Below are 15,715 nucleotides of genomic sequence, written 5' to 3' on the forward strand. Positions count from 1 at the left end.
GGCGACCGGGTCGGGGTGGCGCACTCCTACCTGACACCAGGCGCCCAAGAGCACAACAGCTGGCGCACCCTGGCGAACCCTGGCGAATAGTCGCCCTGCAACTGACAGAGGGCTACTGTCAATTTCAGCCGAGAACCTGGGGGCTTACGTGAACGGACAACCCAACACCCGTCTGAACGACCTGTTCGGCCTGGCCGGCTGGTCCAAGGGCGAGCTCGCGAGGATGGTCAACCGGCAGGCGGCGGCCATGGGCCACGCACAGCTGGCGACCGACACCTCGCGGGTGCGGCGGTGGATCGACACGGGAGAGATCCCGCGCGATCCGGTGCCGAGGGTGCTGGCGGCGCTGTTCACCGAGCGACTCGGCCGTGTCGTGACCATCGAGGACCTCGGTCTCGTCCGACACGGGCGCGTAGGGAAACGGCAAGGCGGCGGCTTGGAAGAACAAGGCCCCGACGGAGTGCCGTGGGCGCCCGGGCGGACAGCGGCGGTCCTCACCGAATTCACGGGAATGGACCTCATGCTCAACCGACGCGGCTTGGTGGGCGCGGGTGCCGCGCTCGCCGCAGGCTCCGCACTCAGCAGCGCCATGCACGACTGGCTGCACACCGACCCGGCCCTCGTGGCCGATGCCCCCAGGGCCAACGATCCGCTGTCCCCTCCGGCAGGCGCCGACGCTGCCGGGTCCGACCGCTACGAAGCGGCCCCCATCGGGTCCCAGGAGATCGAGGAACTCGAGCGCTCGGTCGAGGTGTTCCGCGCCTGGGACGCCTCGCGCGGCGGCGGGTTGCAGCGCAAGGCGGTCGTGGGCCAGCTCAACGAAGTCGGCGGAATGCTCTCCTACCGCCACCCCGACCATCTGCAGCGGCGCCTGTGGGGCGTCGCCGCCAATCTCGCCGTCCTCGCGGGCTGGATGTCCCACGACGTCGGCCTGGAACCCACCGCCCAGAAGTACTTCGTCATCGCCGCGCACGCCGCGCGCGAGGGCGGGGACCGGCCGCGGGCCGGCGAGGCCCTGTCGCGGGCCGCCCGCCAGAAGATCCACCTCGGTGCGCCCGGCGAGGCGCTCGACCTGATGAAGCTCGCCAAGTCCGGTTCCGGTGACCAGGTGTTGCCGCGCACTAAGGCGATGCTCTACACCATCGAGGCCTGGGCACAGGCGTCCATGGGCAAGGGCCAGGCGATGCGTCGTACGCTCGGTCAGGCGGAGGAGCTCTTCGTCTCCGACAAGGGCGATGTGCCGCCGCCGAGTTGGATGCAGATGTTCGACGAGGCGGACCTGCACGGTATGCAGGCCCTCGCGTACCGCACCCTCGCCGAGCACGATCCGTCCGCCGCCGTCATCGCGCAGCAGCATGCCCACGAGGCCCTGGCGCTGCGTGGCGGAGGCCGGGACCGCTCGAACATCTTCGACCACCTGTCGATGGCCTCGGCCTGCTTCATCGCCGACGACCCCGAACAGGCGGACAGGTACGCGCGGTTGGCGCTCAACTCGATGGGCTCCAACTCCTCGCACCGCACGTGGGACCGGCTGCGCGAGATGTACCGGCTCACCGGAACCTACGCGGACTACCCGAAGATCGACGACCTTCGTCAGGAGATCAAGCTGGCCCTGCCGAGGTCGACGGGCAAGCGGATCCAGGCGTAACCCCGCCGGGCACCGCCGGAGACACCGGCTCGAAGAGCAATGCGTACGCCGTCAGGAACCGATCCTGGCGACGAGAACACAGGCGTCGTCCTCGCGCTCGCCCTGACCGAACTCCTCCCGGAGCACGTGCACGCAGTCCTGCGCGTCACGGGCCGCGGTCAGCGGCTCCGCCAGCGCGAGCAGTCGGCCCACGGACGCGGTCGAGCCACGCTGTGGCACGAGTCCGTCCGTGTGCAGGAGCAGCAGGTCTCCGGCGCGCAGCGGCTCTTCGGCCTGCCCGTAGCCGGCGCCGGACGTGGTGCCGAGGAGGACGCCTTCGGGTGGTGTGAGCGCACGCCCCGTCCCGTCGCGGAACAGCAGGGGGGCAGGGTGTCCCGCCTGTGCCCACGTCAGTGCCCGGGTCGTGGGGTCGTAGCGGCAGCACAGGGCGCTGCCGAGCGCGGGCTGCACGGACGAGTCGAGGAGGTGGTTGAGGGAGCCGAGCAGCTCGCCGGGCGGGGTGTCGCACATCGCCATGCCGCGGACCGCGCCGAGCAGCATCGCCATGCCTGAGGTGGCGGCGACGCCGTGCCCGGTGAGATCGCCGACGGTCAGCAGGGTGCGGCCGCCCGGCAGTTCGAGCGCGTCGTACCAGTCGCCGCCGACGTGGTTGCCGACGGAGGAGGGGAAGTAGTGGGCGGCCAGATCGAGGCCGCCGGGGCCGCTGCGCGGGAGCCGCAGGGAGCCACGCCACGGCGGTAGCACGGCTTCCTGCAGCTCGACCGCGAGCCGGTGCTCGGTCTGCGCGATGTGCCGCTGGCGCTGGAGCGAGTCACGGGTCTCGCTCACCGCTCGTTGGCTGCGGCGCAGTTCACTGACGTCGCGTACGACCGCCCACATCGAGGCGGTCGCGCCGTCGGCGTCGAGCACGGGCTCGCCCATCATGTGCACCGTGCGCACGGATCCGTCCGGGCGTACGACGCGGAACTCCCCGTCCATCGGCTTGCCGTCGATCAGGCAGTCGGTGACCATCGCGGTCAGCCTCGGCTGGTCGTCGGCGTGCACGAGGGCGGGCAGTTCGTCGAGCGTGAGCGCGGGGGCGGCGGGGTCCCTGCCGAGGATCTGGTAGAGCTCGCCCGACCAGGTCGCCTCGTCGGTCAGCAGGTTCCACTCGGCGCTGCCCACCCGGCTCAGCAGGGAGCCGGGCGGCGGCGTCGCGGTGACCCGCTGGGCCGGCAGGCCCGCCTGGGGGGCGGGGCCCTCCCGCAGCTGTGCCAAGTGCCGGTCGAGGTCGCTGAGTTGGTGTACCGCCAGCTCGTACAGGGCGCGCTGCCAGCGGGACTCGGGGTCGGCCTCGTCCGTCATCACCGATTCGCGGCGCACCGCGTCGACGTCGCCGAGCAGGCGGCGCGTCTGCGAGATCAGCGCGTCGACGGCGCCACGCTCCGGCGGTTGGCCGGCGGGGCGGTCCGCGAAGGTATGGGGCGGCATGAGGAAACTCCGATGCGGGGCACGAGTGGCCGGGGCTGACGGAAGGACCGCTAAAGACTCTGGCACAGGCCGCGTTGCCCCGTAAGGGATTTGGCCATACACGATGCGGTGGTGCTTATGGCATATGCCCTTGTCCTTCTGGTGGACTCTTTCGTGGGTCGCCTTCGAACGCGCGGCCGGGGATGGCGTATGCCGCGTTCATACGTGCGGTGATGCGTGCCCCACCGATCGGCGTAGCCAAACCTACGTACGCAGCCAGGCCGCCGTATCGCCCGGCAGTCGCCCGTCGCCGTCCAGCGCGTCGCTGGTCAGCAACACCTCTTGGTGGGCCGGAAGCAGGGAGGGCTCCGTGCCGAGGTTCACGACGCACACGAGGCCGAGTCCGCGCGCGAACGCGAGCACCCCTTCGGGCGCGCCGAGCCACGTCAACTCGTCGCCACGAAAACCCGGTTGGCATGCCCGCAGGCGCAGTGCGTTCCGGTACAGCGAGAGCATCGAGCGCGGGTCGTCCTCCTGGCGCTCGGCGGCGTACGTCCCCCAGTCGGGCGGCTGCGGCAGCCATGCCTCGCGGGAGTCCGGGTCCCCGAAGCCGTACGTCGCTCCGTGCTCGGTCCACGGCAGCGGCACGCGGCAGCCGTCACGGCCGGGGTCGACGCCGCCCGACCGGGCGTGCATCGGATCCTGGATGTGCGCCCGGTCCACCTCCACCTCCGGCAGGCCCAACTCCTCGCCCTGGTACAGGTATACGGAGCCGGGCAGGGCGAGCGAGAGGAGTGCCGCCGCGCGCGCCCGGCGCAGGCCGAGACCGAGGTCGGCCGGGGTGCCGAACCGTTTGGTGGCGAAGTCGAAGCGGGTGTCGGCGCGGCCGTATCGGGTGACCGTGCGGGTCACGTCGTGGTTGCACAGCACCCAGGTCGCGGGCGCGCCCACCGGGGCGTGGAAGGCGAGCGTGGCGTCGATGGACGCGCGGAGTTCGGCGGCGTCCCAGGGGCGGGCGAGGAAGTCGAAGTTGAAGGCGGTGTGCAGCTCGTCGGGGCGCAGATAGCGGGCGAAGCGCTCGGGGTCCGGGACCCACAACTCACCGATGAGGACGCCGTCGTAGGAGTCGGCGACGGCGCGCCAGGAGCGGTAGACGGCGTGGAGTTCGTCGCGGTCGACGTAGCCGCTGGTGTCGTCGCCGCTCGCGTCGGCGAGCGCCGGGTCCTTGGCGAGGAGGGCCGCGGAGTCCACGCGCACGCCCGCCGCGCCCCGCTCGAACCAGAACCGGAGCACGTCCTCGTGCTCCTGACGTACCGCCGGATGCGCCCAGTTGAGGTCCGGCTGCTCCGGCGTGAACAGGTGCAGGTACCACTCGCCGTCCGGCACCCGGGTCCAGGTGGCACCCGAGAACTGGGAGGGCCAGTTGTTCGGCGGCAGCTCGCCGTGTGCGCCGCGCCCCGGCCTGAAGTGGAACAGCTCGCGCTCCGGACTGCCGGGTCCTGCGGCCAACGCTGCCTGAAACCAGGGGTGTTGGTCGGAGACATGGTTCGGCACGATGTCCACGATCACGCGGATCCCGAGATCCCGCGCCTCCGCGATCAGCTTCTCGGCCTCCGCGAGGGTGCCGAACGCCGGGTCGATCGCCCGGTAGTCCGCCACGTCGTAGCCGCCGTCCGCGAGCGGGGAGCGGTACCAGGGCGTGAACCAGATGGCGTCCACGCCGAGCCCGGCCAGATACGGCAGGCGGGAGCGGACGCCGGCGAGGTCGCCGGTGCCGTCCCCGTCGCCGTCGGCGAAGCTGCGGACGTACACCTGGTAAATGGCAGCACTGCGCCACCAGTCGTCGACCACCACGAAGGGTCCTTTCGGGCAAGGGTGTTGGATGTGCGGAGCGGAGCGGGTCAGCCCTTGAGGCCGCCGGCGGTCAGACCGCTCATGATGTTCCGCTGGAAGAGCAGGAAGAGGATCAGCGTCGGCACGGACGCGATGGTGAGCGCGGCGATCAGCTGGTTCTGCGGGACGCCGTTGGACAGCGAGTAGATGCCGACGTTCAGCGTCTGCTTCGCCGGGTCGGGGAGCGTCAGCATCGGCCAGAGGAAGTCCTTCCACACGCCGACCACCGCGAAGATGGAGACGACGCCGAGGATCGGCCGGGAGATCGGCAGCACCACCGAGCGCAGGGTGCGCAGCGCCGAGGCGCCGTCGATGGACGCCGCGTCGAGCAGCTCCCGCGGGATCGAGTCGAAGAACCGCTTGAGCAGGAAGATGTTGAAGGCGTTGGTGACGGACGGCAGCCAGATCGCCCACGGGCTGTTCAGCAGATTGCGCTCGAAGATCGGCACGTCGAGGACCGTCAGATACTGCGGGACGACGAGCACGGTCGCCGGGATCATCAGCGTCGCCAGCATCATGCCGAGGATGACGTTGCCGAACAGCGGGCGGAGCTTGGAGAGCGAGTACGCGGCGGCCACATCGAGGACGAGCTGGAAGGCGAGCGCGCCGAACGCGTAGTAGAGCGTGTTGAACAGCAGCTTGGCCAGGTCCATCACGTTCCAGGCGTCCTGGTAGTTCTTCGGGTGCACGCTGTCGGGCACCAGGGTCGGCGGGGACTGGACGATCTCCGCCGTGGTCTTGAGGCCGCCGGTCACCATCCAGTACAGCGGGCCGAGGAAGACCAGCGTGAACAGGGCCATGGTGACGCCGAAGACCGTCCAGTAGAGGATCTTCCCGCGCCGCCGGCCGAGCTGGGCGGGGGAGATCAGGGTGCGGGTGCGCATCGTGTCGGTGGCCATGGGTGCCGTCTCCTCAGTCGTCCGATGCGCGGCTCAGCCGTACGTACACAGCGGAGAACGCCGCGAGCAGGACGAGCAGGACGAGGCCCAGGGCCGCCGCGCCGCCGTAGTTGTTGAAGTTGAAGGCGTACTGGTAGATCAGATAGACGACCGTGGTCGTGGAGCCCTCCGGGCCCGCGCCGTTCGTCAGCAGGAACGGCTCGGTGAAGACCTGCATCGTCGCGATGATCTGCATCAGGAACATCAGCGAGAGGATCAGCCGTGTCTGCGGGATCGTCACGTGCCAGATCTTGCGCCACAGGCCCGCGCCGTCCAGCTCCGCGGCCTCGTACAGCTCGCCCGGGATGCCCTGGAGCGACGCCAGATAAATGAGCGTCGCGCCGCCCATGTTCATCCACGTCGCCGCGATGACGACGGACAGCATCGCGGTGTCGGTGGACTGCAGCCACTGCTGTTCCGGTATCCCGAAGACTCCGAGGATCCGGTTGAACAGGCCGTAGCCGGGGTCGTAGAAGTACTTGAAGAGGAGCACGGAGGCGACCGGCGGCAGCATCACCGGGAGGTAGACCAGCATCCTCAAGTAGCCCTGGCCGTGCCGGAATTCATTGAGCAGGACCGCGATGAGGAACGGCACTGCGAAGCCCAGGAGCAGGGCCAGGGCGGTGAACAGGAGCGTGTTGCGCCAGGCCTGCCAGAAGGCCGGGTCGTTGAAGACGTACGTGAGATTGGACCAGCCGGCCCAGGTGGTGCGGCCGTCCTTCGTCTTCTGGAAGGCCAGCAGGAACTCCCTGACCATCGGATACCAGGAGAAGAAGGAGAAGCAGAGCACCGCGCCGATCAGGAAGCCGTGGGCGGAGAGATGACGCTTCACCGTGCGCGTCAACGAGCCGTCGCGCGGGGTGAGTTGGTGCTTTCGTGCGGGCGGTGCGGACTGCCGTGGCTTCGCTGGCAGCGTCGGGGCCGACATGGGCACTCCTCGGATCAAGGACCAGGTACCGGTGGGACGTCCTGCGTGCGGTGGGCGTCCTACTGGTTGGCCAGCACCTGGTTGACCTGCTGCTCGGCACTGGACAGGAGCTTGTCGACATCGGCGTTCTTGTTGGTGAGGACGCCCGACATGACGTTGTCGAGGACCTTGTAGACCTCCTGCGCCTTCGGCGGCTCCGCCTTGCCGCGCACCGGGTTCGCCATGAACGGCTCGAAGTTGCGTACCGGCATGGTGGCGTTGTCCGTCCGTGACTGGAGGTCGTCGGTCTTCACGGCGCCGGTGAAGAAGTTGGGCTGCGGTAGACCGACCGGGAGCTTGTCCTCCTTGGTCCTGGGCCAGTCGAACTGGCCCTTGGCGGGGGTGAGCGTCTTGAAGTTCAGCCAGGCGATCGCGGCCTTGATCTTGTCGGGCGAGGAGCCCTTCTTGATCATGTAGTCGTTGCCGCCGAAGAGCGTGGCCTTGCCGCCGGGGATCGGTCCCATCCCGAAGTTGGCGTAGTCGGCGCCCAGTTGCTGCACCATGTACGTCACGTCGTCGGGCGCGGCGAGGAACATGCCGAGCTTGTCCGACGCGATCTGCTTCTGCAGGTCACCCCACTTCAACAGCTGCGTCTTGCCCATGCTGTTGTCCTTCCAGCGCATGTCGTGCAGCTGCTTGGCGACCTGCTTGCCGGTGGCGTCGTTGAACGCGGCCTTCTTGCCGTCGGGGGTGACGACATCGCCGCCGAGCCCGTACATCGTCGCCGTGAAGTGCCAGCCGCCGGTGTTCTCCGCGCTGTACTCGCCGTACCCGGAGATGCCGTTGCCGAGCCCGGCGATCTTCTTCGCGGCCGTGCGCACCTCGGCCCAGGTCGTCGGCGGCTTGTCCGGGTCGAGGCCCGCCTGCTTGAACAGCTTGCGGTTGATGAGCAGGCCCATCGTGTAGTTGCTGGTGGGCAGGCCGTAGAGCTTGCTGTCCTTCTTCAGCGCGGCGAGCACGTTCGGGTCGATCGAGTCGAGCGCGGGGACGGTCTTCTTGGTGACGTACGGGGTGATGTCCTCGGCGCCGTTGTTGTCGAGCACCTGCTGGAGATCGGTGAAGTACGTGTAGAAGACGTCCGGTTGGGACTTCGCCTTGAGCGCGGCGGTGAACCGGGCCGGCTCCTCGCACTGGCCCGCGGTCGACTTCCCGTCGATCGTGACATTCGGGTACTTCTTGTTGAACGCCTTGACGTCCTCGTTCCACTGCCGCCGCTCGGCCGCCTTCGCCTTCGGTGGCATGCAGTCGATGGTCAGCGAGACCTTGGTCTTCGGGTCGAGCGGGGCGCTGATGTCGGCCTTCGAGCCGGCGCCCGTCCCGCCGCCGTCGTCGGAGCTGCTGGTGCCGCAGGCCGCGAGCGAGGCCAGTGCGAACGCGGTGACGACGACCTTCACGGAAGTGCTTCTCATCGGTGGGTCCCCTCAGGGCCTGAGCCTGTGCAGGCAGGAACGTGGAGGCCCGCGGCGCCGAGGTGGGTGAGACCGGGGCGCCGGAGCGAGCCACACTCAAGCACCGCCGACCGATGGGCGCAAGATGTCGCGCGTATTCCGCAAAAAATGAACAGGCGGGTTTGTGGGGGGAATTGGGGCGCCTCTTACGACACCGGAGCCGGCGGCGCCGTCGAACCGCGCACCACCAGTTCGGGCTCGAACAGCAGCTCACCGGGCGGCACAGAGCCGCCCTGGATCTGTGCGACGAGCATCTCGACGGCGGCCCGGCCCATCGACTCGATCGGCTGGCGCACGGTGGTGAGCGGAGGCTCGGTGCAGTTCATGAACGCCGAGTCGTCGTAGCCGACCACCGAGACGTCACGTGGCACGGAGAGCCCCGCGCGGCGGGCGGCCCGCACCGCGCCGAGCGCCAGGGGGTCGCTGGCGCAGATGATGCCCGTGATGCCGCGGGAGATGAGCCGGGTCGCCGCGGCGTGCCCGCCCTCCAGGGAGAACATGGCCCGCTCGACCGCCGCACCCGGGAGCTTGCCCTCCATGGCGCGGGCCGCGGCGAGTTTGCGCTGCGAAGGCATGTGGTCGTCGGGGCCCAGCACCAGGCCGATGCGCTCGTGGCCGAGCGAGGACAGATGCCGCCACGCCTGCTCCACGGCGACCGCGTCGTCGCACGCCACGCACGGGAAACCGAGCCGCTCGATGGCGGCGTTGACGAGCACCACCGGCACCTGGCGCTCGGCCAGCCGCTGGTAGTGGCCGTGCTCGGCATCTCCTTGCGCGAACAGGCCACCCGCGAACACCACGCCGGAGACCTGTTGTTGGAGCAGCAGCTCCACGTAGTCCGCCTCCGAGACGCCCCCCTTGGTCTGCGTGCACAGCACCGGAGTGAGGCCCTGCTGGGCGAGCGCGCCACCGATCACTTCCGCGAACGCGGGGAAGATCGGGTTCTGCAGCTCGGGGAGGACCAGGCCGACCAGGCGTGCCCGTTCACCGCGCAGTTGGGTCGGCCGCTCGTAGCCGAGGACGTCGAGTGCGGTGAGCACCGACTGGCGTGTCGCCTCCGACACTCCGGGCTTGTTGTTGAGCACCCGGCTGACCGTGGCCTCGCTGACCCCGACCTTCTTCGCCACTTGAGCAAGTCTGCGCGTCATGGAGCGCAAGATTAGCGCAAGAACTTGCGTCTCGTTTGCGTGATGGGGACATTCGCCGAGGCCACGGTTGCCCAGGAGGTGCGGACGCCCAGGGGTCACGGTTGCCCAGGGAGCGCGGACGCCCCCTGGCCGCGAACAGGCCTCAGCCGAGCACCTTCTCCTTCACCAGCTGGAGGATCCGCCGGTCCTCGTCCGGACCGAGCCAGGCCTCAGGCGAGCCCGGGTAGGTGTCGAACAGGATGTGCGTCGCCCCGAACTCCTCGAGCGTCGCCACGTCCTGCTTGATCTGCTCGATGCTGCCGTGGCCGAGCGGGCGGTCCTCCGTGTCCGGCACGTCGCCGATCATCAGCTGGATGCGCGGCGCGAACTCCGGGACGGGCCGGCCCGCCTTCTCCGCCTCCTCGGCCAGACGCGGCAGCTGTGCGCGCAGCTTGGCGACCGTCGGCATGAACGGGTGCCAGGCCTCACCGAGCCTGCCGGCCCTGCGCAGCGCCGCCGGTGAGTCGCCGCCGACCCACACCGGAAGCCCCGGGGTGGACGAGGGCGCGGGCCCGGTCCTCACACCCTCGAACTCCACGTACTTGCCCTTGAAAGTGAACGGATCCTGCGTCCAAGAGCCGCGGATCGCCGCGAGGTACTCGTCGGTGATGGCGCCGCGCTCCTCGAACGGGACGCCGAGCACGCGGTACTCCTCCGCGGACCAGCCGACGCCCGCGCCGAGGATGAAGCCGGCGTCGTTCAACTGGTCGACGTTGGCGGCGAGACGCGCCGTGTGCAGCGGGTGCCGGTAGGGGATGACGGTGATCGTCGTGCCGAGCGTGAGACCGGGCACGCGGCCGGCGAGGTGCGCGGCCAGGGTGAACTGGTCGTAGAACGGGGCCGGATACACCGAGTGCACATCCGGGGTGACCACGATGTGGTCGGAGATCATCGCGAAGGTGAAGCCGAGGTCCCGGGCATCCGTGGCCTGGCGTACCAGGTGCTCGGGGGTCATGCCGTCGCCGAAGTTGAGAAGATTTACGCCATATCGCATACGGCGAGTCTCGACGATCTTGAGGCCTCGCGTCGAATCGCCTTCGGGAATCCCGCGATTTCGGCCCCGGCACGGCGGTGTGCGGGCGGGGCCCGCGCGTTCAGCCGTGCGGAACGATCGCGACCGGGCTGGTCACATGGTGCACCACCGAGTGCGCGGTGCAGCCCAGACGGGACGCGTCGGTCTGCCGCCCCACGACCGTGAGGCTCGCCCCCGTGGCGGCCTTGAGGAGATGGTGGCCAGCCTGCCCGTACAGGAGCCGCTCCTCGACCGGCACCTCCGGATATTTCGTGCGCCAGGTCCGCACCGCCTCCATGAGGGACCGGCGCAGCCGCTCCTCCTGGCGCGCGGCGTCGCCCGGCCTCGCCCCGCCCGGCCGGTCGCCGCGCATCGGCGGCAGCGTCCAGGCGTGCAGCGCCTGCAGCGGGGCGCGGCGCAGGGCCGCGGCCTCGAAGGCGTACGAGAGGAGTTCGTCGGCGGGCGCCGTCACATCGAGCCCCACGACCACGGGACGGAAGTCGGGGCCCTCCCACTCGTCCTCCGGCAGCCCGCCGGCCCGCACCAGGACCACCGGACGCGTGGCGCGCGCCGTGACCGCGAGGGCGACCGAGCCGACGAGGAACCCCGAGTAGCCCGTGAAACCCCGCGAGCCGAGCACCAGGGTCTCCGACTCCGCGGCCGCCTCCAGCAGAGCGGCCACCGGCTGCTCGGGCCGGCGCCGGGCGATGATCTCGAGGGCGGGGTGGGCGTACGAGAGCCGGAGCGCGACCACGTCGAGCACGCCGCGGTCGGGCAGATCGACGTCCGGGAGCCGGGGAGCGGGCCGCTCCGTGCCCGCCGCCTGCACGAGCCGCAGCGGAAGGCGGCGGCGCAGTGCCTCGCGGGCCGCCCAGTCCGCGGCGTGCACGCTCTCGCGTGAAGCGTCCGTCCCGACGCTCAGTACGCGGCTACTGGTCATGACGGGAACCTCTCCGTGGCGGTGACGCGGACGGTGTGCCTCCGGTGCGGGTTCCACACCTGGCGTTGATCACTCGTGTGGAGCACGGACGGATCGGCTCCTCACGGGCTGTGGTGTCCGGGACCTTGTCACCGGTCCGACCTGCGCAGGGAGAGGCGAACCGGCCCTCGACGAGGGGCCGTTCGGCCCCTGTGCCGGGCGGCCCGGGAGCGCGAGCGTGGCTTTACGCTGGCAGGGAGGTGACGATGACGACCTGCAAGAAGTTCAGGCAAGCCAAGGGGAACCCCCTGCGGCGCAGGTCGGACGCGGTCGAGGGGTGGGCGGCGCTGTTGCTCGGACTGCTCGCTCTCCTGATGGCGCCCGCCGCCGGTGCCGTGGCCGGCTGGGCGACCCATGCCGACGCCGCCGGGGAGGCCCGCGTCCAGGTGACTCAGCGGCACATGGTGCGGGCCAAACTGGTCGAGGACGCCCCGGACGACGTGCCGTCCCAGAGCGGCGTACAGAACACGGTCACGTACCCGGTCAAGGTCCGCTGGACCGATGACGTACGAGGCAGCGTCGTGGCGAAGGCGCCCGTCCCCGCCGGGCTCGAACGGGGCGACCGCACCGCCGTCTGGCTCGACAGGGGCGGCCGGGTCACCACCGAGCCCTGGGGCACCGAGGCCATCTGGGCCCGCACACTCACCGCCGCCTTCCTGGTCACCATCATCACCGCCACCCTCGCCCTCCTCGCCCGCTTCTTCCTGCGCCGCGCCCTCGATCACCGCAGGATCGCGGCATGGGAGCGGGACTGGAGCCGCGTGGGGCCCGAGTGGAGCCGGCGGCACGCGTAGGGCCGGGCCGCTACTGCGCCGGACGGGAGGTCGACGGCGACACGGAGCGCCTGCTCAGGGGCCCGAAAGGGCCCACTGGCAGAGCCGACAGGGCCCGGCGACGGAGCCGTTCGGCCCCTGCCCCCGCGGGCGGGGAGCGGGCATCGTCGTGGTATCGCAAGGACGCCGTCCGGAAGACGCGATGACGCCGCCGAAGCCCTGCTCCGCCGACAGCCGGGCCCCGGCGGCGTCCCCGAAGGAAGCGCTCCGGTCGTCGCCCGAGCCCCGGAAGGAGTCCGCCCATGACCACCACGGCACCACGGATGAGTCAGACCCTGCCCGAGGAGTACCGCGGCCGGCTGATGCGTTTCGCCCGTGACATGAGCTTCCCGGAAGGCGCCCGGCTCTTCGCCGAGGGCTCCCGCGCCGACCGCTTCTGGATCCTGCGCACCGGCACCGTCGCCCTCGACATGCGGGTGCCGGGCCGGCACGCCCCCGTCGTCGAATACCTCGGCCACGGCGAACTCATCGGCTGGTCATGGCTGTTCCCGCCGTATGTGTGGCAGCTCGGCGCGCGGGCCGAAACCCGGGTCAGGGCCCACGAGTTCGACGCCGTCACGGTCCGCCTCCTGTGCGCCTCCGACCCCGGCCTCGGCTCCTTCGTGGCCCAGTGGGTGGGCGGAGTGCTCGCCCACCGGCTCAGCGTCACCCGCACCCGACTCCTCGACCTGTACGCCCCTTACGGATCGGGGGCCGCATAGCACGACGACGGGCCGCCAGGGCCAGGTGAACGGTACCGTTCGGCCCTGGCGGATCAGTCCGTCCGGCCCCAGGATCTAGACGGGTTCGCATCCAGACGTGCGGGAACACCACATCCGAGGGGGCCGTATGCCACAATCACGTACTTTCTCAGCGGATCGGCCCATTCGCATCCTGCTGCTCGACGATCACGAAGTGGTGCGGCGCGGCCTGCGTGACCTCCTCGGAGCGGAACCCGACATGACCGTCGTCGGCGAGGCCGCCACCGCCGCTCAGGCGCTCGCGCGTGGACCCGCGCTCCGTCCCGACGTGGCCGTGCTCGACGTGCGCCTCCCGGACGGCGACGGCATCACGATCTGCCGCGAACTGCGTGTGCTCATCCCGGATGTGAGCTGTCTGATGCTCACCTCGTTCGACGACGACGACGCGTTGCTCGACGCCATCATGGCCGGCGCGGGCGGCTACGTACTGAAGCAGATCAAGGGCTCCGACCTGGTCTCCGCGGTACGCACCGTCGCCGCGGGCGAGTCCATGCTCGACCCGGCGACGACGGCCCGCCTGATGCGCAGCCTGCGCGGCCCGGAGCAGGGCAGGTCGGGCGCGACGGACGCCGCGGGAGCGCCGGTGGCCGAGGGCGTCGAGCTGACCGACCGTGAGCGGGACATTCTCGCGCTGGTGGGGGAGGGGCTCACCAACCGGCAGATCGGGCGGCGGCTCTTCCTGTCGGAGAAGACGGTGAAGAACAACATCTCCCGGCTGCTCGCCAAGTTGGGCGTGGAGCGCAGGATCCAGGCCGCCGTGATCGCTACGAGGCTGCCGCAGGACAGGCACCGACCGTGACAGTCAACGGTTCACGGACAGCCAACGGCTCACGCGTCCTGCGGCGGTGAGGCCAGCGGCACCGTCCACTCCAGGAGGGTGCCGCCGCTGTCCCGTGCCGTGGCCGTCAGCGCTCCGCCGCGCCGCCCCGCGCGGGCCGCGAGATTGGCGAGCCCGCTGCGATGGCCGTCGGGCTCCGTGGCGATCCCCACGCCGTTGTCCTCCACGGTCAGCGTCAGCGCACCGCCGCGTACGACGAGCGCGACATCGGCGGAGGAGGCGCGCGCGTGCCGGGCCACGTTCGTGAGCGCCTCGCCGAGCACGGCGAGCGCGTCGTCGGCGAGGGGCCCCGGCACATCCGCGTCGATCAGGCCCTCCATGCGCAACGACGGGGTGAAGCCCAGGACTTGGGCCGCGTCCTCCACCGCCCGTACGACCCGCACCCGCAGGCCGGATCCGGTCGGCGGGGCGTCGCGCTCGCGCAGGCCGAAGATCGTGGAGCGGATGATCTTGATGGTGGTGTCGAGGTCGTCCACGGCCCGCAGCAGACGCTCCGACGCCTCCGGGTGCTGCACGAACCGCTGCGCGCTCTGCAGCGTCATACCGGTCGCGAACAGCCGCTGGATCGCCAGGTCGTGGAGGTCGCGGGCAATCCGGTCGCGGTCCTCCAGAAGGCTCATCTGCTCCGCGTCCCGCCGCCGGTCCGCGAGCTCCAGGGCGAGGGCCGCCTGCCCCGCGAAGCCGCCCAGCGGTATCAACTCGGCCGCGGAGAACGGCGGGTGATCGGCGCGGCGGGCCAGCATGAGCACGCCGCGCACGCCCTCCGACGTGCCGATCGGCACCGCCACGGCGGGCCCGAGGCCGTCCCAGCGGTCCGGCTGGTAGGTGATCCGCGGGTCCTTGCGGATGTCGTCCGACGTGACCAACTTGCCCGCGGCGAGCGCCGCTCCGGCGAAGGTGCCCTCGCGCGGCAGGGTCACGTCGCTGTGCGCACGGGAGCGTTCGCCGAGCGCCAGTGTCTCGTGCAGCAGATGATCGCCGGGGACGAGGAGGGCCACCACCCCGAGGTCAGCGGCGGTGATCTCCCGCGCCCGGTCCACCATGAGACGCAGCACCTCGGCCTCGTCGGCGCCCGACAGCAGACTCCCGGTGAAGTCGGCGCTCAACTGAAGCCAGCGCTCCCGGAGCCGAACCTCCTCGAACAGGCGGGCGTTCTCGATCGCCACGCCCGCGGCGGCACTCAGCGTCTGCAGCACCGCCACGTCCTCGTCGTCGAAGTCGCCGCCGCCACGCTTCTGCGTCAGATACAGGTTCCCGAACACGTCGTCGCGGACCCGGATCGGCGTGCCCACGAACGTGTGCATCGGCGGATGGCGCGGCGGGAAGCCCGCGGAGGCGGGGTGCCCGGCGAGCTCGGACAGGCGCAGCGGCTCCGGATGCCGGATCAGCTCGCCCAACAGACCGTGCCCCGACGGCAGGTCACCGATCTCCGCGCGCAGGTCGTCGCTGATCCCGACCGGCAGGAACTGCGACAGCTTGCGCCGGTCCTCGCCGATCACCCCGAGCGCCCCGTACTCGGCGTCCACCAGCACCACGGCCGCCTCCACGATGCGCCGCAGCACCTGGGAGAGATCCAGCTCCTGGCCCACCGACAGGACCGCCTCGAGCAGTCCCTGCAGGCGGTCGCGGGTACGCCGGACCGTGCCGATGCGTACCTGGAGTTCTTCGAGCAGTTCGTCGAGCCGCAACCTCGGCAGCGGGCCCGGCCCCCGTGCACCGTCCTCGGCCATCCGGCCTCCGTGGACCTCGGTGAGGTGTCGTTCCGTACTCAAGGTAGCGGCTG

13 protein-coding genes are annotated in these 15,715 nt (G+C 70.6%); 4 read left to right on the forward strand and 9 right to left on the reverse strand.

Features of this window, described 5'->3' with window-relative positions; translation table 11 throughout:
* Nucleotides 1-148 precede the first annotated feature (148 nt).
* Nucleotides 149-1,648, forward strand: a complete 1,500-nt coding sequence (locus OG746_RS43925; protein ID WP_266724991.1) for a DNA-binding protein NsdB — start codon at nt 149-151, stop codon at nt 1,646-1,648.
* 51 nt (nt 1,649-1,699) lie between these two features.
* On the opposite strand, the gene OG746_RS43930 is transcribed toward OG746_RS43925, so the two are convergent.
* The 8 genes from OG746_RS43930 to OG746_RS43965 all read right to left on the reverse strand — a co-directional run bounded on the left by OG746_RS43930 (nt 1,700) and on the right by OG746_RS43965 (nt 11,482).
* Nucleotides 1,700-3,118 (reverse strand): PP2C family protein-serine/threonine phosphatase, encoded by a 1,419-nt coding sequence (locus OG746_RS43930; protein WP_266724992.1) that lies wholly within the window; start codon nt 3,116-3,118, stop codon nt 1,700-1,702.
* Nucleotides 3,119-3,361: 243 nt separating this feature from the next.
* A complete protein-coding gene (locus OG746_RS43935; protein ID WP_266724994.1) occupies nt 3,362-4,951 on the reverse strand; it encodes a glycoside hydrolase family 13 protein in 1,590 nt (529 codons plus the stop codon).
* A gap of 47 nt (nt 4,952-4,998) precedes the next feature.
* A complete protein-coding gene (locus OG746_RS43940) occupies nt 4,999-5,874 on the reverse strand; it encodes a carbohydrate ABC transporter permease (protein WP_266725785.1) in 876 nt (291 codons plus the stop codon).
* 28 nt (nt 5,875-5,902) lie between these two features.
* Complete coding sequence (locus tag OG746_RS43945; protein WP_266724996.1) at nt 5,903-6,856, reverse strand: carbohydrate ABC transporter permease; 954 nt, start codon at nt 6,854-6,856, stop codon at nt 5,903-5,905.
* 59 nt (nt 6,857-6,915) lie between these two features.
* Nucleotides 6,916-8,304: an ABC transporter substrate-binding protein gene (locus OG746_RS43950; RefSeq protein WP_266724998.1), complete on the reverse strand. Its 1,389-nt coding sequence runs from the start codon at nt 8,302-8,304 to the stop codon at nt 6,916-6,918.
* A gap of 185 nt (nt 8,305-8,489) precedes the next feature.
* Nucleotides 8,490-9,491, reverse strand: a complete 1,002-nt coding sequence (locus OG746_RS43955) for a LacI family DNA-binding transcriptional regulator (RefSeq protein WP_266725000.1) — start codon at nt 9,489-9,491, stop codon at nt 8,490-8,492.
* 142 nt (nt 9,492-9,633) lie between these two features.
* A complete protein-coding gene (locus tag OG746_RS43960; RefSeq protein ID WP_266725002.1) occupies nt 9,634-10,524 on the reverse strand; it encodes a TIGR03619 family F420-dependent LLM class oxidoreductase in 891 nt (296 codons plus the stop codon).
* A 100-nt stretch (nt 10,525-10,624) separates the two neighbouring features.
* The gene (locus OG746_RS43965) at nt 10,625-11,482 is read right to left on the reverse strand and encodes a universal stress protein (protein WP_266725004.1); all 858 of its coding nucleotides are present in this window, start codon (nt 11,480-11,482) and stop codon (nt 10,625-10,627) included.
* Nucleotides 11,483-11,727: 245 nt separating this feature from the next.
* On the opposite strand from OG746_RS43965, the gene OG746_RS43970 reads away from it, so the two are divergent.
* The 3 genes from OG746_RS43970 (at nt 11,728) to OG746_RS43980 (ending at nt 13,893) form a co-directional block, all read left to right on the forward strand.
* Nucleotides 11,728-12,315 carry an Rv1733c family protein gene (locus OG746_RS43970; protein ID WP_266725006.1) on the forward strand — a complete coding sequence of 196 codons (588 nt, stop codon included), beginning with the start codon at nt 11,728-11,730 and terminating at the stop codon, nt 12,313-12,315.
* 281 nt (nt 12,316-12,596) lie between these two features.
* Nucleotides 12,597-13,055, forward strand: a complete 459-nt coding sequence (locus OG746_RS43975; protein ID WP_266725008.1) for a cyclic nucleotide-binding domain-containing protein — start codon at nt 12,597-12,599, stop codon at nt 13,053-13,055.
* A gap of 127 nt (nt 13,056-13,182) precedes the next feature.
* Complete coding sequence (locus OG746_RS43980) at nt 13,183-13,893, forward strand: response regulator (protein WP_266725010.1); 711 nt, start codon at nt 13,183-13,185, stop codon at nt 13,891-13,893.
* A 29-nt stretch (nt 13,894-13,922) separates the two neighbouring features.
* Here OG746_RS43980 and OG746_RS43985 read toward each other — a convergent pair whose 3' ends face one another.
* On the reverse strand, nt 13,923-15,662 hold the full coding sequence (locus OG746_RS43985) for a sensor histidine kinase (protein ID WP_266725012.1): 1,740 nt from the start codon (nt 15,660-15,662) through the stop codon (nt 13,923-13,925).
* Nucleotides 15,663-15,715 lie beyond the last annotated feature (53 nt).

The sequence above is a fragment of the Streptomyces sp. NBC_01016 genome (assembly GCF_026341035.1).
Lineage (GTDB): Bacteria > Actinomycetota > Actinomycetes > Streptomycetales > Streptomycetaceae > Streptomyces.